This is a genomic window from Sporacetigenium mesophilum DSM 16796 (assembly GCF_059569055.1).
On sequence record NZ_JCANUR010000021.1, the window covers coordinates 1 to 19556 of the forward strand.

The 19556-nt window shown below is 29.1% G+C and carries 21 protein-coding genes; 10 read left to right on the top strand and 11 right to left on the bottom strand.

Annotation, left to right across the window (positions count from 1 at the left end; all coding sequences use genetic code 11):
* Positions 1–125: 125 nt before the first annotated feature.
* From BS62_RS13350 to dnaA, 11 genes are all read right to left on the bottom strand, one after another.
* Positions 126–896 (bottom strand): SigB/SigF/SigG family RNA polymerase sigma factor, encoded by a 771-nt coding sequence (locus tag BS62_RS13350; protein WP_496491777.1) that lies wholly within the window; start codon positions 894–896, stop codon positions 126–128.
* Entirely contained in the window at positions 896–1303 is a 408-nt protein-coding gene (gene rsbW / locus BS62_RS13355; RefSeq protein ID WP_496491778.1) for an anti-sigma B factor RsbW, read from the bottom strand. The genes BS62_RS13350 and rsbW overlap by 1 nt, the downstream gene beginning before the upstream one ends.
* 2 nt (positions 1304–1305) lie before the next feature.
* On the bottom strand, positions 1306–1623 hold the full coding sequence (locus tag BS62_RS13360) for an STAS domain-containing protein (protein WP_496491779.1): 318 nt from the start codon (positions 1621–1623) through the stop codon (positions 1306–1308).
* A 12-nt stretch (positions 1624–1635) separates the two neighbouring features.
* A complete protein-coding gene (locus tag BS62_RS13365; protein ID WP_496491780.1) occupies positions 1636–1896 on the bottom strand; it encodes a DUF948 domain-containing protein in 261 nt (86 codons plus the stop codon).
* Complete coding sequence (locus BS62_RS13370) at positions 1896–2174, bottom strand: YtxH domain-containing protein (protein WP_496491781.1); 279 nt, start codon at positions 2172–2174, stop codon at positions 1896–1898. Before BS62_RS13370 ends, BS62_RS13365 begins: the two co-directional genes overlap by 1 nt.
* Positions 2175–2380: 206 nt before the next feature.
* Positions 2381–4804 carry a DNA gyrase subunit A gene (gyrA, locus tag BS62_RS13375; protein WP_496491782.1) on the bottom strand — a complete coding sequence of 808 codons (2424 nt, stop codon included), beginning with the start codon at positions 4802–4804 and terminating at the stop codon, positions 2381–2383.
* Positions 4805–4820: 16 nt separating this feature from the next.
* A complete protein-coding gene (gyrB, locus tag BS62_RS13380) occupies positions 4821–6722 on the bottom strand; it encodes a DNA topoisomerase (ATP-hydrolyzing) subunit B (RefSeq protein WP_496491783.1) in 1902 nt (633 codons plus the stop codon).
* Between the two features lie 30 nt (positions 6723–6752).
* Complete coding sequence (recF, locus tag BS62_RS13385; protein WP_496491784.1) at positions 6753–7859, bottom strand: DNA replication/repair protein RecF; 1107 nt, start codon at positions 7857–7859, stop codon at positions 6753–6755.
* A 13-nt stretch (positions 7860–7872) separates the two neighbouring features.
* Positions 7873–8079 (bottom strand): RNA-binding S4 domain-containing protein, encoded by a 207-nt coding sequence (locus BS62_RS13390; RefSeq protein WP_496491785.1) that lies wholly within the window; start codon positions 8077–8079, stop codon positions 7873–7875.
* Between the two features lie 94 nt (positions 8080–8173).
* Positions 8174–9277: a DNA polymerase III subunit beta gene (gene dnaN, locus BS62_RS13395; protein ID WP_496491786.1), complete on the bottom strand. Its 1104-nt coding sequence runs from the start codon at positions 9275–9277 to the stop codon at positions 8174–8176.
* 242 nt (positions 9278–9519) lie between these two features.
* Positions 9520–10839: a chromosomal replication initiator protein DnaA gene (gene dnaA, locus BS62_RS13400; RefSeq protein WP_496491787.1), complete on the bottom strand. Its 1320-nt coding sequence runs from the start codon at positions 10837–10839 to the stop codon at positions 9520–9522.
* A 555-nt stretch (positions 10840–11394) separates the two neighbouring features.
* Between dnaA and rpmH the strand changes: the two genes are divergently transcribed.
* The 10 genes from rpmH to BS62_RS13450 all read left to right on the top strand — a co-directional run bounded on the left by rpmH (position 11395) and on the right by BS62_RS13450 (position 19556).
* A complete protein-coding gene (rpmH, locus tag BS62_RS13405; protein ID WP_490142755.1) occupies positions 11395–11529 on the top strand; it encodes a 50S ribosomal protein L34 in 135 nt (44 codons plus the stop codon).
* A 72-nt stretch (positions 11530–11601) separates the two neighbouring features.
* A complete protein-coding gene (gene rnpA, locus BS62_RS13410; RefSeq protein WP_496491788.1) occupies positions 11602–11952 on the top strand; it encodes a ribonuclease P protein component in 351 nt (116 codons plus the stop codon).
* A gap of 23 nt (positions 11953–11975) precedes the next feature.
* Positions 11976–12227 (top strand): membrane protein insertion efficiency factor YidD, encoded by a 252-nt coding sequence (gene yidD / locus BS62_RS13415; protein WP_496491789.1) that lies wholly within the window; start codon positions 11976–11978, stop codon positions 12225–12227.
* A 27-nt stretch (positions 12228–12254) separates the two neighbouring features.
* Positions 12255–12926 (top strand): YidC/Oxa1 family membrane protein insertase, encoded by a 672-nt coding sequence (locus BS62_RS13420; protein ID WP_496491790.1) that lies wholly within the window; start codon positions 12255–12257, stop codon positions 12924–12926.
* A gap of 6 nt (positions 12927–12932) precedes the next feature.
* Positions 12933–13580, top strand: coding sequence for an RNA-binding cell elongation regulator Jag/EloR (gene jag / locus BS62_RS13425; protein WP_496491791.1), 648 nt, complete (start codon positions 12933–12935; stop codon positions 13578–13580).
* Between the two features lie 148 nt (positions 13581–13728).
* The gene (mnmE, locus tag BS62_RS13430; protein ID WP_496491792.1) at positions 13729–15108 is read left to right on the top strand and encodes a tRNA uridine-5-carboxymethylaminomethyl(34) synthesis GTPase MnmE; all 1380 of its coding nucleotides are present in this window, start codon (positions 13729–13731) and stop codon (positions 15106–15108) included.
* A 47-nt stretch (positions 15109–15155) separates the two neighbouring features.
* Positions 15156–17051 (top strand): tRNA uridine-5-carboxymethylaminomethyl(34) synthesis enzyme MnmG, encoded by a 1896-nt coding sequence (gene mnmG / locus BS62_RS13435; RefSeq protein ID WP_496491793.1) that lies wholly within the window; start codon positions 15156–15158, stop codon positions 17049–17051.
* Positions 17044–17763, top strand: a complete 720-nt coding sequence (rsmG, locus tag BS62_RS13440) for a 16S rRNA (guanine(527)-N(7))-methyltransferase RsmG (protein WP_496491794.1) — start codon at positions 17044–17046, stop codon at positions 17761–17763. The genes mnmG and rsmG overlap by 8 nt, the downstream gene beginning before the upstream one ends.
* A 176-nt stretch (positions 17764–17939) precedes the next feature.
* Positions 17940–18731: a nucleoid occlusion protein gene (noc, locus tag BS62_RS13445; RefSeq protein WP_496491795.1), complete on the top strand. Its 792-nt coding sequence runs from the start codon at positions 17940–17942 to the stop codon at positions 18729–18731.
* A gap of 51 nt (positions 18732–18782) precedes the next feature.
* Positions 18783–19556: a ParA family protein gene (locus BS62_RS13450; RefSeq protein ID WP_496491796.1), complete on the top strand. Its 774-nt coding sequence runs from the start codon at positions 18783–18785 to the stop codon at positions 19554–19556.

A 19556-nucleotide genomic window follows, 5' to 3' on the forward strand; every position in this document is an offset into this window, starting at 1 on the left:
ATAAATGGTGTGTTAATTGACCTACTGTTTAATTTTCAAAGTTCAATACTTTTGCCCTTTTCTTAAGGACAAGTAATACTATATCACCTAATATAAAGTAAGTCAATATTATTTTTTATTTTTTTTTATAATCTTTCATATTCCTTTTTTAATCTTTCTATTATCTTACGTTCTGCCCTAGATACTGTCATTTGTGATACGCCTAATTCTTTTGCAATAATTGATTGAGTTTTATCTTCAATGAATCTATCTTTAAATATTTTAGATTCAATATCGTTTAAATTTTTTATAAACTTATTGATAAAATCTGCATTCTCCAAATTTGAAAAATTTAAATCTTCTTGACCTATAGTATCCATAAGAGTTATATCTTTATCTTCTGATTCATTATTATTTGATATATCTAAAGACATTGGTTGATATCCATAAGACGCTTCCATTGCTTCCAAAACTTCTTCTTCTGTACAATTTAGTTCTTCTGCAATATCTTTAGGTTTCGGCTTTTTATGATATCTTTGTTGTAATTCTAAATTTACCTCATTTACTTTCCTTGATAATTCTTGTATTCTTCTAGGAACCTTTAATGTCCATACCTTATCTCTAAAGTATTTTTTTATTTCTCCCATTATTGTAGGAGTAGCAAAACTTGAAAATTCATATCCTTTTTCAGGATTATATCTGTCAATAGCATATATGAGTGCTAATGATGCTATTTGATAAATATCTTCAAATTCTACACCTTTATTTATATACTTTTTTGAGAGTATATTGGCTAGATACATATGCCTCTCAATTAAAATGTTTCTTATATCTATATCTCTATTATTAGAGTAAATTGCAAAGAGTTGTTTTGTATCCAAGCTATTATAATTTGTAGCATTAGCTACGCGTTTCATTAAATATCATCTCCTATGTATTTAATCATCCTTACATTAGTTCCTTTATTTCCTTCAGACTTTATTTCTAATTCGTCCATTAAAGTTTTTATTATAAATAGCCCTAGTCCACTTTCTCTTGGATTTTCTAAATCTGGTTCTCCTATAGACTCGATATCACAACCCTTGCCTTTGTCTTGTATATTTACAACTATTCCATTATGTAAGACTTCAAATTCTATGTTAAATTTATCATCATAGCTATGTTTTATAGCATTTGTACAAGCTTCTGATACTGCTACTTTTATATCTTCAATATCATCTAAATTAAATCCAATCTTATTAGCTATTCCAGAAACAGTAAGTCTTATAATCCCAACATATTCTGGTTTGGCTGGTACTTCCATTTTTAAAGATTCATAACTCAAAGTTATCCCTCCACTTTAAATATTTTATCTAATCCTGTTATATTAAATATCTTTCTAACATTTTTCTTTGTATTAGTTATATATATATCCCTATCATTTTCTTTTAATCTTTTTAATACTCCTATAAGAGCTCCTAATCCCGTAGAATCTATGTAATCTAAGTTAGTCATATCTAGCTTTATATCAGCTGATTGTTTTGAAATTAAATTAATTAAATTTTCCTTTACCTCATTAGCTGTGGATACATCTATTTCACCACTTAAACAAACATCCCATAAACTGTTACTTTCATTTAGTTGACTTTTTATATTTATAGACATATTAATCCTCCTTTATTTTCTAGATATGATTTTTAATAATTTTCCTATATTTGTTATACTGCTTAGTATATCTATAAATTTATCTGTATTTTTAGTTATTCCAGCTAAATTTTCTATTGTTTCATGTATGTGTCTCTCATTATAATCTACTATCTTGTAAGCTTTATTCAACATATTAGTTGCGCTCTTTATTAATATACATAGATATATAGATACTCCTAGTATCCCTAACCCAATAAATATAGCACCTATTTGCCACCCCATAGCATTCATTATTTGTTCTCTCCCTCTTCATCAAAAGTCTTACTTATAATCAATTCTTTTTCTTGTATCTCTATGTCATCTTCATTGAATTTTTCTATAATTTCAGATAATCTATTTCCTATCAACTTTAACGTGTCGTTAATACCTTCTGTAGGGTCATCCTTATATTCCTGATATTTATCTTTTATTCCTGATCTTAAATCAGACCCCTTTTTAGGTGAAAACAATAAAGCTAGTATAGCTCCAAGTATAGACCCTAATATAAAATATCCCTTTTTTCCTGCCATAAACTATCCCCTTCCTAAATTTTTCAGCTTAATTTTGTCATATATTTATATTATATACTAATTATAAAAAATTCGCTATGCTCATGTCGCCAACAACCTTGAGGATCAGGTCTGTTGCTCAAATGTATCAGTTGGATATTATAACTTATCCAAAGAACAGATAAATTATAATATCCTTGTAATTTAAAAAAGAATAGGATACAATCCTATTCTTCTCCCTTTATTTTAGATATTGATACTACATTAACTTCACCTTCAGTTTTTATAAGTTTAACCCCACTTGTAACTCTACCGAATAGTGATATTTCATTTACTCTAAGTCTTATTAATACTCCATTAGAGTTTATTATCATTATTTCATCTTCATCGTTTACTATATCAACACCTGCAAGTTTTCCTGTTTTTTCGTTTATATTATATGTCTTTATTCCTTTTCCAGCTCTAGTTTGAATTCTATATTCTTCAATAGATGTTCTCTTACCATAACCATTTTCACTAACTACTAATAATTCGGTTCCATCTTTGCATAAATCCATAGATATTACATTATCATCTTTACCTAGATTTATACCCTTAACTCCCATAGCAGATCTTCCCATATATCTTATATCTTTTTCACTAAATCTTATAGACATTCCATTTCTTGTTGCTAATAATATTTCTTGATTTCCGTCTGTAAGTTTTACTGATATAAGTTCATCTTCATCTCTTAATCCTACAGCAATTAATCCTGATTTGTTTATATTTTTAAATTCAGATATCTTAGTCTTTTTAACTATACCGTTTTTAGTTGCTAATAATAAGTATTCATTTTTATCTCTCTCGTCTATAGGTATAAGAGTAGTTATCTTTTCATCACCTGTTAATTGAAGTATGTTTACTATAGCTGTTCCTTTTGCTTGTCTTTTTCCTTCTGGCAGCTCATATGCATTTAATTTATATACTTTACCCTTATTAGTAAAGAATAAAATGCTATTGTGAGTTGTCGTTGTTATTAGATGTTGCACAAAGTCTTCTTCTCTTGTAGTTAAGGCTGAAATTCCTCTTCCACCTCTTTTTTGGCTTTTGTAAGTGTCAGCAGGAAGTCTCTTAATATAACCAAAATGAGTTAATGTTACAGCTATTTCTTCAACGTCTATAAGATCACGCATGTCTATTTCTCCTTCAGCATGTCTTATTTCAGTTTTTCTTTCATCTTGATAATTTTCTTTTATTATTGTTATTTCTTGTTTTATAACGTTTAAAAGAATTCTCTCATCACCTAATATTTCTCTTAGTCTATTTATCTTTTTAATTATCTCTTCATATTCTTGATCAATTTTTGATCTCTCTAGACCTGTAAGCCTTTGAAGTCTCATGTCAAGTATAGCTTGAGCTTGTATTTCTGTTAAGCTGAACTTACTCATTAAGCCATCTTTTGCTTCTTGACCATTTTTAGAGGCTCTTATAACTCTTATAACCTCATCTATATTATCTAGTGCTATTTTTAATCCTTCTAGTATATGAGCTCTTTGCTCTGCTTTATTAAGATCAAATTTAGTTCTTCTAGTTACAACGTCTTTTTGATGTTGCACATAATGATATAACATTTCTTTTAGGTTTAGTACCTTAGGCTCTCCATTTACTAATGCAAGCATTATTATACTAAATGTATCTTCCATTTGAGAATGTTTATATAACTTATTAAGTATTATATTTGCATTTACGTCTCTTTTAAGTTCTATAACTATTCTCATACCATTTCTATTACTTTCATCTCTTAAATCAGATACACCCTCTATTTTCTTTTCTTTTACGAGGTCAGCTATTTTTTCTACTAACTTAGCTTTATTTACTTGATATGGTATTTCTGTAACTATTATTTGTTGTCTTCCCTTACCTAAATCTTCTATAGTTGCTCTAGCTCTAACCTTTACTTTTCCTCTACCTGTTTTGTATGCATCAACTATATTTTCCTTACCCATTATTATTGAAGATGTAGGAAAATCTGGACCCTTTACATAAGTCATTAAATCTTCTACACTACAATCTTCATTGTCCATAAGATGTATAGCAGCATCTATTACTTCTCCTAGATTGTGTGGAGGAATAGATGTAGCCATACCAACTGCTATACCACTTGATCCATTTACTAACAAATTAGGAAATCTAGCTGGTAAGACTGAAGGCTCTTCTAAAGATTCATCAAAGTTAGGTGTAAAATCTACAGTTTCTTTTTCTATATCCCTAAGTAATTCAAGTGATAATTTGCTCATTTTTGCTTCTGTATAACGCATTGCTGCTGGAGAATCTCCATCTACAGATCCAAAGTTCCCGTGACCATCAACAAGCGGATATCTAGTAGAAAAATCCTGTGCCATTCTAACCATTGCAAAATAAACTGCAGTATCTCCATGTGGGTGATACTTACCTAAAACGTCTCCGACTAGACGAGCCGACTTTCTGTATGGCTTATCTGGAGTCATATTTAATTCATTCATAGCATATAATATTCTTCTATGAACAGGCTTAAGACCATCTCTAACATCTGGAAGAGCACGTCCAACTATAACACTCATCGCATAATCTATATACGATTTTCTCATCTCATCTTCTATTTCAACAGGGAGTACCCTATTCATTTCATCCATTTATAACATCTCCTTCCTATACATCTAAGTTTTTAACGTATCTTGCATTTTCTTGTATGAATTCTCTTCTAGGAGCTACCTTATCTCCCATTAACATAGAGAATATTTCATCAGCTGCTGCTGCGTCTTGTACAGAAACTTGAAGTAATGTTCTTGTCTCTGGATTCATTGTTGTGTCCCAAAGTTGTTCTGCATTCATCTCTCCAAGACCTTTGTATCTTTGTAATTCTACACCATTTCTTCCTATCTCTTCTAACAATTGGTTTAGCCCTTTATCTGAATAAACATAGTGCTCTTGCTTTTGCTTCTTAACTTTATATAGTGGCGGCTGTGCTATATAAACATATCCGTTTTCTACAAGCGGTTTCATATATCTGAAGAAGAATGTAAGTAGTAATGTTCTAATATGTGCTCCATCTACGTCTGCATCTGTCATTATTACTATTTTATGATATCTAAGTCTTGCAGGGTCAAAATCATCACTAACACCACATCCAAATGCTGTTATCATATTTCTTATTTCATCTGATGATAATATCTTATCTAATCTAGACTTTTCGACGTTTAGTATTTTACCTCTTAGTGGTAAAATAGCTTGGGTAGCTCTATCTCTACCTTGTTTAGCAGAGCCTCCAGCTGAGTCCCCTTCCACTAGATATACCTCACTTTTTGCAGGATCCTTTTCTGAACAATCCGCTAGTTTACCTGGAAGTGATGTGCTTTCTAGTATACTTTTTCTTCTAGTTAACTCTCTTGCTTTTTTAGCAGCTTCTCTAGCTCTCTGTGCTCTCAATGCTTTATCTGCTATTATTCTACCTGTAGATGGATTTTCTTCTAAAAATCCTCCAAATTCCTCTACTGTTATACCATCAACTATACTTCTTACTTCCATATTTCCTAATTTTGTTTTAGTTTGACCTTCAAACTGAGGTTCTGGAAGCTTAATAGATATTATGGCAGTAAGACCTTCTCTTATATCTTCGCCTAATAAGTTAGGATCTTTTTCTTTTATATAATTATTTTTTCTAGAGTATTCATTGATGACCTTTGTTAGTGCTGCTTTAAATCCACTTAAGTGAGTACCACCTTCGTGTGTGCTTATATTATTAGCAAAGGAATGTATGTTCTCTGTATAACCATCAGTATACTGCATTGCTATTTCAACAATATAATCATTTACTTGTTTTTCTATATAAACTATATCTTCATGTATAGCACTTCTACTTTTATTTAAATGTTTTATGAATTCTACTAGTCCCCCATTGTAAAGAAACTCTTTTTTCTTTTCTCTTTCTTCTCTTTTATCTTCTAGTACTATTTTTATTCCTTTATTTAAAAATGCAAGTTCTCTAAGCCTATGTTCTAATGTTTCATATTTAAAATCTACTTCTTCAAATATTGTTGCATCAGGCTTAAATGATATAATAGTACCTGTATAATTAGACTTTCCTGTTTCTTCTATTGGGCTTAATGGAATTCCCTTTTCATATTTTTGAACATATGACTTTCCATCTCTATGAACTTCAGCTACTATCCATTCAGATAAAGCATTAACTACAGATACACCAACTCCATGTAGTCCTCCAGAAACCTTATATCCTCCACTACCGAATTTACCTCCAGCGTGAAGTACTGTTAATACTGTTTCTAATGTGGATTTTCCAGTTTGAGGATGAACTTCAACAGGTATACCTCTACCATTATCTTTTATCAGTACGCTTCCGTCATTATTTAGGCTCACATATATTTCTGAACAATAACCTGCTAAGGCCTCATCTATACTATTATCAACTACTTCATAAACCAAGTGATGTAATCCTCTAGGACCTGTCGACCCTATATACATACCAGGTCTTTTTCTAACAGGATCAAGTCCTTCTAATACTTGAATCTGACTTGCACCGTATTCTTGTTTCATTTTACTTCCTCCTTTTCTGAAGATTATATTTTATTCTATACTTGTAACGCTACCTTTTTCTATATTAAATACAGTTACATCCTTATTACTAAATATTTTTTTATGAGAATGTTCAGCTGTAGTTATAAACATTTGAACTTGTTTTAAATTGTTAACTAATAGCTTTTGTCTATTTTCATCTAATTCACTAAATATGTCATCAAGTAGTAATATTGGATATTCTCCAACTTCTTTATTTATTAGTTCTATCTCTGATAATTTTAGCGATATAGATGCAGTTCTCTGTTGCCCCTGTGAACCATAAAGCCTTACATCCAAATTATTTATATATATTTCAATATCATCTTTATGAGGGCCAATTTTAGTTACTCTTGTAAATTTATCACTTTTTCTGTTTTTTTTTATATTTTCTAAGAATTTTTCTTTAACACTTTCTAAATTATCTTCAAAACTTATATTTACTTGATTTTTATAAATTATATTTAGATCTTCAATTTCACCTGTTAGCTTGCAGTGTATTTCTTTTGATATATTTTTTATCTTTTCTATAAAATCCCTTCTGTATATGTATATATAGCTTCCATAGTTAGCCATACTTTCATCATACACATCTAATAAGTTTTCATCTATAATTGTTTCTTTTAGCAACTTATTTCTTTGAAATAATATTTTGTTGTAATTGGTTATACAGCTATAGTATCTAGGTACTATTTGGCTTATCTCTCTATCTATGAAATTTCTTCTCTCTTTAGGTCCTTCTTTAACTAATTTTAAGTCTTCAGGTGAAAATATTACTACGTTTAAATTACCTAATAATTGAGATATCTTTTCGATATATATTTTATTTATTTTTATTCCCTTTTTATTATTTTTATTTAATGCAACTTCTATTAAGTTATTTCTATTTTCCTTTATAAAACTTCCGCCTACATATCCATTATCTTTTTCAAACTTTATCATTTCCTTATCTTTATTCGTCCTAAATGATTTTCCAATTGATAATAAATATATTGCCTCAACTATATTTGTTTTTCCTTGGCCATTTTTACCTATAAATAAATTTATTTTATCATTAAAGTTTAAATATAGTTCTTCATAATTTCTAAAATTTATAAGTTTTAAATTATTAAGATGCACAAAAAGCGCTCCTTTATAGTACTTTTATTTTTATACCTTCAGCTTCTATTATATCCCCTGGTTTTATTTTTTTACCCCTTTGGTATTCTACTTGCCCATTAATTTTTATAAAACCTTCTTGTATAAGATATTTAGCATGTCCACCTGTAGAAGCTATATCTATTAATTTTAACAGCTGATCTAGTTTTATAAACTCAGTATCTATTTTTATTTCTTGCATGTAATGTATCCTCCTATACTAATTCACATAAAATCAATGTAAATATATATTATATCATAAAAACCCAACATAATTGTTGGGCTTTATTTATATATTATGACGATATTCTAACTGGAAGTAATAAATAAGTATACTTAATCTCACCTACTGGCTTTATTATACAAGGATTTACATTAGTAGTAAATTCAAGATATATTTCATCACTATCTATTATTTTTAAGGCTTCTATAAGATATCTTGAGTTAAAAGCTATATCTAAATACTCACCTTCTAATTGTATTTTTACTTCTTCATAGACATTTCCTTTTTCTGAATTAGATGTTATGGCAATTGATGTATCCCTAATTGATAGCTTTATTAAATTGTTTTTTTCTGACTGAGCTAATAGAGATGCTCTTTCTATACTATTTAGAAAATCCCTAGTCTTCGCCTTTACTCTTAAATTATACTCCCTTGGTAGTAACTTTTTATAGTCAATAAATTCTCCTTCTAGAAGTCTAGTTATTATCTTTGTATCATCAACTATAAATACAGCATTCTTTTCATCTATTCCTATTTTTATATTATCTTCTTCATTTGAAATAAGGCTATTTATATCACTTAATGTTTTTCCTGGAATAATTACTTTATTATTACTTATATTATTTTTAATTTGGCCACCTCTAACAGCCAGTCTATAACCATCTATCGCTATTAAATTTATATTATTATTATCTATCTCTAACAATTCTCCCATAAGAATTGGCTTTGTTTGATCTTGAGATATTGCAAAAACAGTTTGTTTTATCATATTTTTTAATAAGTCCTGTGGTATTTCATATAATGAATGTTCATCTACTTCTGGTAATTGTGGATAATCTATTGGATTATCTCCTTTTATTTTAAATCTTGAGTTTTCACAATTAATATATACGTTATTATCTTTATCAGTTTCTATTTCAATAAAAGAATCTGGTAATTTTCTTATGATATCCCCAAATAACCTTGAATTTACAATAATTGAACCTGATTCTATTACTTCAGCTTGTGTATAAGTTTGAATACCTAGCTCTAAGTCATATCCAGTTAGTTTTAAATTTCCATCTTCAGTTGTTAAAAGAATACCTTTTAATATATCTAGAGTAGTTTTATTACTAATAGCTTTTTGAACTATAGATATTTTATTAGATAATAGTTTTTGGTTACAAATAAGCTTCACTGTGGATAACCTCCTTAAACGATTTTTAGGAAATAAATATAAAAAATATTAGTAGTAATAGTAGTAGGTGTTGTTGATTATGTTAATAAGTATTACAACAATAATGACTCCATGGCCTAGGACATGTTGATAAAATGTTAATATGTGTGTTATTTTTTTATGCATAATATGAGCATAAGTTTTTGAATGAAAAAGTTATAAACAAGATACTAACATGTTATTAGACAATATATGTTAATAACCTAGCCCTTTAAATCTGACATAATTTTGATTATTTTATCTTTTATATCTGACCCAGACTCAATCTCAGTAGATATTTTATCATGGGCATGCATAACAGTAGTATGATCCCTACCCCCAAACTCTTCGCCTATTTTAGGAAGAGATAAGTCAGTTAATTCTCTACATATATACATAGCTACTTGTCTTGGATATGATATAGATCTTGTTCTTTTCTTAGAATTAAAATCTTCCATTTTTATTCCAAATACATCTACTACCTTTTCTTTAATCCTATTTACTGTAATTTCCTCTGTTTTAGAGTTAGTTATTATATCTTTTAAAGCTTCTGTCGCTAATTCAAGACTTACGGTTCTATTTGTAAGAGAAGAGTAAGCAACTACCCTTGTTAGAGCTCCTTCTAATTCTCTTATATTAGATTTAATGTTTTTTGCTATATAGGCCATAACCTCATTAGGAACATCTATAGTCTCTAGTTGAGCCTTTTTTCTAAGAATTGCTACTCTAGTTTCAAAGTCAGGAGCTTGAATATCAGTTATTAAGCCCATTTCAAATCTAGATCTAAGTCTATCTTCTAAGGTTGGTATTTCCTTTGGAGTTCTATCGCTAGAAATGATGATTTGTTTATTAGCTTCATGAAGAGTGTTAAATGTATGGAAAAATTCTTCCTGAGTTCTTTCTTTACCAGCTATAAATTGAATATCATCTATTAAAAGGACATCTACATTTCTGTACTTATTTCTAAACTCTTCGTTTCTATCATCTTTTATTGAATTTATAAGTTCATTAGTGAATTTTTCTGAAGAAACGTATGCAATTTTTGCGTCTTTTTTCTGATCTAAAATATGATGACCTATGGCATGCATTAAGTGAGTTTTTCCTAAACCAACTCCCCCGTATAAAAACAAAGGATTATAAGCTTTTGCTGGAGATTCAGCTACAGCTACACATGCGGCATGGGCAAACCTATTGCTATTGCCTATAACAAAAGTATCAAATGTGTACTTTGGGTTAAGGTTAGGATGGGAATTTTTTTGATTGTCGCTTGTTCTTTCTATTTCTTCATTCTTTACTTCATCTTCATCAAGAACAAATTTAACCTTATATCTTTTAAAAGAAAGTTGATTTATAGAACTTTCAATTAAATTTAGATATCTATCCTCTAATATACTTTTTGTAAAGTCATTTGGAACTAGAAGAACGAGAAGGTTATCAGTTCTTTTTAAAGGTTTTATTTGTTTAAAAAAAGCATTAAAACTAGGAGGAGAAAGCTCACCCTTTATTAGCTGTAAGGCCTTATCCCATAGAGAAACTATATCCATAATAAAAACCTCCGTACAAAAAATAATTAACATTTTCCACAAAATAATCAACAGCTTAACTATATATAAATAAAAAAGTATATGGTAAATAAATTATAAAATTTATATATGGACAAGTATGTGTATAACCTAAAATAAATAATAATTTATTTATTCATAAAAACTTTATAAACAGGATAAGAATAACTTATTAATAATATAAACAAGCAAAAAATACAGTATATAACAAGAGTATTATCAATGAGTTTAAAAGTTATTCACAATTGTATCCACAACATGTGCATAACTTTAATATAGTTGAAAAAGTTATAAACATTATCAACAAGTATTTCTATAATATCAGAATAACTAACAAACTTCAATATTTTGTCGACAAATTATCCACAATAATAACCATATGTTGATATATTTTTACACATATAATAACAGCCTATAATTTTCAAAAATAATTGACAACAAATATAAAAGGTTTTATAATTGTATGTGTTATGCTTACTTTGAGGGTAAAGTGATTATTATAAATAGAATTAAATTTTGAAAGGCGGTGCTTTAAGGATGAAAAGAACTTATCAGCCAAAGAAAAGACAAAGAAGCAAAGAGCATGGATTTAGAAAAAGAATGAGTTCTAAAGCTGGAAGAAATATCTTAAAATCAAGAAGATCAAGAGGTAGAAACAGATTAACTCATTAATAATTTAAAAGGGCTGCTTTTTAGCGGCCTTTTTGTGTAATCTCTTATATTTTTACCATGGAGGATATATATATGGATTTTAATAATACTATAGGATTAAAAAAAGATGCTGACTTTAGAAAAATATATAAACATGGTAAATCTTTTGCTAATAAATACTTAGTAGTATATATATTAAAAAACAACTTAAATATCAATAGAGTAGGGTTTTCAGTTTCTAAAAAAGTAGGTAAAAGTATAATAAGAAATAGAGTTAGAAGATTATTAAAAGAATCTTATAGATTAAGTTGTGATGAAAATATAGAAGTTGGATATGACTTAATATTTATTGCTAGAATTCCTAGTAATGAATCTGATTATAAAACTATACATAAAGCAATGATAAATGTAATAAAAAAGACTAAGATTACTAGTACATTATAGATATATATTAAGGAGGATATAATTTGAATAAATTTATAAAAATATTTAAAGGTATAAGTACAATTATATCTAATTTATTTATATTATTAATAAGATTTTATCAAAAATTTATATCACCTTTAAAAGGTCAAACCTGTAGGTTTTATCCTACATGCTCTCAATACTCCTTAGAAGCTTTTAAAAAGTATAATACTTTTAAAGGAATATATCTATCTACAAAACGAATACTAAAATGCCATCCATTTCATCATGGAGGATATGACCCTCTACAATAATAGGTTACTAAATTAGGAGGTATTAAATTGGACATAGTAAATATTCCATTAGGTCACATTCTTAGAGTTGCATACGAAATACTTGGTAGCTATGGTTGGGCTATAGTAGCCTTTACAATACTTATTAAATTAGTATTACTACCATTATCTCTAAGTCAATTAAAGTCAATGAAGGGTATGCAAGATGTACAGCCAAAAGTAAAAGAAGTACAAGAAAAGTACAAAAATAACCCAGAAAAACAAAATGCAGAAATAATGAAGCTATATAAGGAATACAAGGTAAATCCTATGGCAGGATGCTTACCATTATTAATACAGTTTCCGATATTAATAGGTTTATTTAATGTGTTAAGGTACCCTGTGAAATATGGTGTTTTTGTAAATGAAGCAGCTCTTAAAATGGCGGATATAGGTTTTTTATGGATGCCAAATTTAACAGAGAGAGATATTATTTTAGCAGTACTTTCAGGTGTAACTACTTATTTAACATCTGCTATGACTACTACAAAAGAAGCTCAACAACAACCTGCTCAAAAAATGATGCTATATATGATGCCAATTATGATGTTCTGGTGGGGTTTAAGTTTCCCTGCAGGATTAACATTATATTGGACAGTAAGTAACGTATTCCAATTAGCACAACAATATTTTATAACAAATCCTTTAAAGGCTAAAGCTAACAAACCTAGGGAGGAATAGAAAAGAATGAGAATTCTAGAAATGACAGGGAAAACTATAGATGAAGCTATAAATAAAGCATTAACTCAGTTAAATGTATCAAAAGACGATGTAGACATAGATATATTAGAGAATCCAAGTAAAGGCTTCTTAGGTATAATTGGGAATAAAGAAGGTAAAATTAGAGTCACAGTGAAAGAAAAAGAAATAGAAAAGGATTTAGATATAGTAGATATAGCTAAAAACTTCGTACAAAATATTATAAATAGTATGAAAATAGATGCAACAGTTAATGTGGAAGAAGATAATGAGACTATAAAAATAGACGTACTTGGAGAAGATGCAGGATGTCTAATAGGAAGAAGAGGAGAGACTCTAGATTCTATACAATTTTTAGCAGGGCTTGCAGTTAATAAAAATAAAAATAACAGTCATAAGAGAGTTTTAGTAGATATAGAAAACTATAGATCAAAAAGAGAAGAATCTTTAATAAGATATGCAAAAAAGACTGCTAGAGAAGTTGCTAAAACGAGAAAAACAAAGAAGTTAGATTATATGAATCCATATGAAAGAAGAATAATACATGCTGCTCTTCAAAATGATTCATATGTAAATACTTACAGCGAAGGAATAGACCCTTATAGAAGATTAGTTATAGAATATAAAGGTAGATAATATAAAAAATAACCTCCTATATCCAGGAGGTTATTTTTAATTGATTCCTTTGACTTTTATATTTATTATATATAATATTTAGATTAAGGAAATAATTAGAATAAAGAGATGTATAATGGCTTAATTAAATAGATAAGAGGTGGTTATTATGTTTATAGATGATACTATAGCAGCGATTGCAACTGCACCTGGAGAAGGTGGAATTGGAATTATAAGATTAAGTGGAGAAAAATCAATAGATATTACAGAAGATATATTTAAATCTATGTCTGGAAAAAAGATTGTTGAATACAACCCGAGAACGTTAATATATGGTCATATTGTAGATGATGGAAATATAGTAGATGAGGTTTTGGTAGCGTATATGAAAGCTCCGCATTCGTATACAAAAGAAGAAGTTATTGAGATAAATTGTCATGGTGGTTTTATATCGGTTAAAAAAATACTGCAACTTATATTATCTAAAGGTGCTCGACTTGCAGACCGTGGAGAATTCACTAAGCGAGCATTTTTAAATGGAAGAATCGACTTATCACAGGCTGAAGCTATAATAGATGTTATAAAGTCAAAAACAGATTTAGCTCATAATGTTGCTCAAAACCAATTAGAAGGGTCTTTATCTAATAAAATAAAAGATTTAAGATATAAAGTCACAGAGATATTAGCCCAAATAGAAGTTTCTATAGATTTCCCAGACGAAGATGTAGAGCATATAACATATGAAACACTTTATAGGAAATCACTAGAACTTAGAGATGAAATAAAAACACTATACAATAGTGCGGAAAGTGGAAAGATATTAAGAGAAGGACTTAAGACAGTTATAGTAGGTAAGCCTAATGTAGGGAAGTCTTCACTTCTAAATGCAATATTAGGCGAATCAAGGGCGATAGTAACAGATGTACCAGGAACAACAAGAGACGTTATTGAAGAATTTATTAATATAAATGGAATTCCACTAAAGGTTATTGATACGGCAGGTATAAGAGAGACAGAGGATATTGTTGAAAAAATAGGTGTTGAAAAGTCAAGAGAGTTTTTAGGAAGTGCAGACCTTGTAATAGTAGTTTTGGATGCATCTAAAAATTTAAGTGAAGAAGATATCAATATATTACAAAATATAAAGGACAAAAAAGCCTTAGTTTTAATAAATAAAACTGATTTACCACAACAACTAGAAGAAGAAAAATTAAAAGAATATATAACTGAAGATAGTATAATAAAAATATCAGCTATAGAAAGCAAAGGATTAAAAGATTTAGAAGATAAAATAGAAAATATGGTTTATAGTGGTGATATAAGACATAGCTCAGATGTTATAATCACTAATTCTAGACATAAAGATGCATTAAGCAAGGCTATTAAATCAATAGATGATGCAATAAAGGCTTTAGAAGATAGCATGCCACTTGATTTCGTGGAAGTAGACTTTAAAAATATATGGGATTATTTAGGCTATATAAATGGAGATACAGTGACAGAAGATTTACTAGATACAATTTTTAATAATTTCTGTATAGGAAAATAGGTTTTTCGTGAAACTTTAATTTGTGAAACGTAGGAAGGATGACAAATATGCAAAAATTCGAGGCAGGAAATTATGATGTAGTAGTTATAGGAGCAGGACATGCAGGATGTGAGTCAGCTTTAGCTACAGCTAGAATGGGTCATAAAACACTAGTTATAACTATGTCTCTAGACTCTATAGCATTAATGCCATGTAACCCATCTATAGGTGGAACAGGTAAAGGCCAATTAGTTAAAGAGATAGATGCCTTAGGTGGAGAGATGGGTATAAATATAGATAAGACATTTATACAAAGTAGAATGCTAAATACAGCTAAAGGACCTGCTGTTCATTCATTAAGAGCTCAGGCTGACAAGTATAAATATCATAAAGAAATGAAAACAACTATTGAAAACGAAGAAAATATAGATCTAGTAATGGATGAAGTTATAGATATAATACATGAAGATAATGTTGTAAAAGGGGTTATTACAAAGCAAGGAGCTATATATAATTCAAAGGTAGTTATATTAGCTACAGGAGTTTATTTAAATTCAAAAGTTTTTATGGGAGAATTAACTTTTTATGAAGGACCAAATGCACTAGGGTTTTGCAGTCACTTAACTGATAAGTTAGTGAACTTAGGACTTAGAATGAGAAGGTTTAAAACAGGAACTCCAGCGAGAGTTCATAGAGACAGTATAGATTATACTGTTATGGAGATACAAGAGGGCGATGAAAAAATAACTCCTTTTTCATTTATGAACGATAAATTAAATAAAAGACAAGAGCCTTGCTATTTGACAAGAACAACTAGTAAGACACATGAAATAATAATGAATAATCTAAACAGATCGGCAATGTATGGAGGAGAAGTAGAAGGTACAGGTCCTAGATATTGTCCATCTATAGAAGATAAGGTTGTTAGATTTAACGATAAGCCTTCACATCAAATTTTTATAGAACCAGAGGGATTAGACACAAAGGAAATGTATATACAAGGAGTGTCTACAAGCTTGCCGTATGAAGTACAAATTGAAATGTATAGATCTATTACAGGTCTTGAAAACTGCAAACTTATGAGACCAGCTTACGCAATAGAATATGATTGTGTAGATCCAACTCAGCTTAAGCCAACACTAGAAATAAAAGGAGTAGAAAATCTATTTAGTGCAGGACAGTTTAATGGAACATCTGGATATGAAGAAGCAGCATCACAAGGTCTAATAGCAGGAATAAATGCAGGTTTAAAAATACAAGGAAAAGATCCTTTTATACTAGATAGATCTGAAGCATATATTGGAGTATTATTAGACGATTTAGTAACTAAAGGAACTAATGAACCATATAGAATGATGACTTCAAGGTCTGAATATAGATTATATTTAAGACAAGATAATGCAGATATGAGATTGACGAAAAAAGGATATGAAATAGGTTTAGTTAAAGAAGAAAGATACAGTAGATTTTTATACAAAAAGCAACAAGTTGAAAATGAAATAAAAAGACTAAAAGAAGAAAGAGTAACTCCAAATGAAGTGAATAATATTTTAGAGGAAATAGGATCATCACCTATAAAAGTAGGTATATCTTTATATGATTTTTTAAAAAGACCAGAAATAGGATATGAGATAATAGATAACATAGGAAAAGGTGCTGAAAATGATGTTTTAGATTCAGTAAAAGAACAATGTGCTATAATGATAAAGTATGAAGGTTATATAGAAAAGCAATTAAGACAAATAGACCAATTCAAAAAGCTAGAAAATAAAAAATTAAATGAAGACATAGATTACTCTAAGATAGAGGGGTTAAGAATTGAAGCTAGACAAAAGCTTAATGATATAAAACCTATATCTATAGGGCAAGCTTCACGTATATCAGGAGTTTCTCCGGCTGATATCTCCGTATTACTTATATACTTAGAACAAATGAAAAGAAGTAAGGGGGGTAAAAATGAATAATATAGATATATTAAAAAATGGTATAAATCAATTTGGAATTCAAATAAATGATGAAAAAATAAATAAGTTTGTTAGGTATAAAGACTTACTTTTAGAATGGAATCAAAAAATAAATTTAACTGCTATAGAAGATGAAAAAGAAATATATATAAAGCATTTTATAGATTCAGTTTCTTCTATAACAAAAGGATATATAAAAGACGATATATCTATAATAGATGTTGGAACGGGAGCCGGATTTCCAGGAATACCACTTAGAATATGCCTTGATAATATAAACTTAACATTACTTGATTCTCTTAATAAAAGAATTAATTTTTTAGAGGACGTTTGTACTCAAAATAATTTAGAAAATGTTAAGTTTATACATGGTAGGGCGGAGGATTTTGGACAAAATCCTGATTTTAGAGAAAAATATGATGTAGCTACAGCTAGGGCAGTAGCTGGTCTTCCAGTACTTTTAGAATATTGTACACCTTTTATAAAGGTGGGAGGATACTTTGTATGTTTAAAAGGTCCAAATGCTGATGCTGAATTAGAAGAATCTAAAAAAGCAATGGAAGTTCTGGGAGTTGAATTTGTAGAAAAAATCGACATAAATTTACCTTACACAGAATTAAAACATAATATATTAGTGTTGCAAAAAGTCAGAAATACTGATGACAAATACCCTAGAAAAGCTGGAAAACCATCAAAAAGCCCTATAAAATAGATAGAAAAATGTCAAAAAACTTTTTTATTTCCCGAGAAATAATTTAATTTGTTTTATAAAAAATACTAGAAATTAAGAGGATTATGGATTGTTGTGCAGAAATATTATATGGGAAATACTTATTAATTGGGAAATTTTTATTTAAATATATTACTTCTGAACGAGAGAGGGATTTTATGGAAGAAAGAAGAGTTATGGATATACCTATAGACCTTATAGACCCAAATCCTTACCAGCCTCGAAAGGTATTTTCACAGTCCGCGCTTGAAGAATTAAGTGAATCTATTAAGGCATATGGGATTTTACAACCTATAACAGTTAGGAAGATAAATGATAATAAATACGAGTTAGTAGCAGGAGAAAGAAGATTAAGAGCTGCAAAACTAGCTAAGTTACCTACAGTACCAGCTATAATAAACAATATGTCTGATGAATATTCAGCTGTACTAGCTTTGCTAGAAAACTTACAAAGAGAAGATTTAAATTTTATAGAAGAAGCTTTGGGTTATGAAAACTTAATAAAAGATCATAGCTTTACGCAACAACAATTAGCAGAAAAACTAGGGAAAAATCAATCGACTATAGCTAATAAGCTTAGGATATTAAGACTACCTGATGATATAAAAAATAGTTTAGTAGAAAACAATTTAACTGAAAGACATGCTAGAGCTTTATTAAAATTACCAGATGAAGAACTAATGAGAACTGTTTTGGATAAGGTAATAAAAGGTGAATTAACAGTTAAGAATACAGAAAAACTTATAAAAGATTTACTAAAGGATATAGAAAATACAAAAGAACCAGAAAAAAAGCAAATAGTAAAAATAGCAAATATGAATTTGAAAATATATCTGAATACTATGAAACAGGCTTATGACTTTATACTAAATACAGGCATAGATGCTAAGTACAAGGAAACAGATAAGGGAGATTATGTTGAAGTTGTAGTTAAGATTCCAAAACAATAAAGATTACTGCCTGGCGGTAATCTTTTTTTAAAAGATGAGGGGGCGAGACCGATGGGCAAAATGATAGCTATTTTTAATCAAAAAGGTGGAGTTGGAAAAACAACCACCAATGTTAATTTAAGTGCTAGTATAGGACAACATGGAAAAAAGGTTTTAGTTATAGATTTAGATCCACAAGGAAATACAACTAGTGGATATGGAATAGAAAAAAGTGAATTAGAAAATACAATATATGAAGTTTTACTAAGTGGAGTAAGTGCAAAAGATGCAATAGTAAAAACTGAGTTTGAAAATATAGATATAATAGGTTCAGCAACTGAACTTGCTGGTGCAGAAATAGAACTTACATCAGTAGAAAATAGAGAATTTATATTTAAAAATGCTATAGATGAAATAAGAGATGAATATGACTATATATTTATAGACTGCCCTCCATCATTAGGTATGTTAACTATAAACTGTTTAACTGCTGTTGATAGTGTATTAATACCTATACAATGCGAATACTATGCGCTAGAAGGGGTAAGTCAACTTATGGAGACTATATCACTAATAAAAGAAAGTCTAAATTCTAAACTTGAAATACAAGGCGTAGTTTTAAGTATGTTTGATGGAAGAGCAAACCTATCTATACAGGTTGTAGAAGAAGTTAAAAAATACTTTAAGGGAAGTGTTTATACTACTTTAATACCTAGAAATGTTAGATTAGCCGAGGCTCCTAGTCATGGTAAACCGGTAATATACTATGACGCTAAGTGTAAGGGATCTATATCTTACTTAGAACTTGCCGATGAATTTATAGAATTAGAAGAGGATGTGATATAG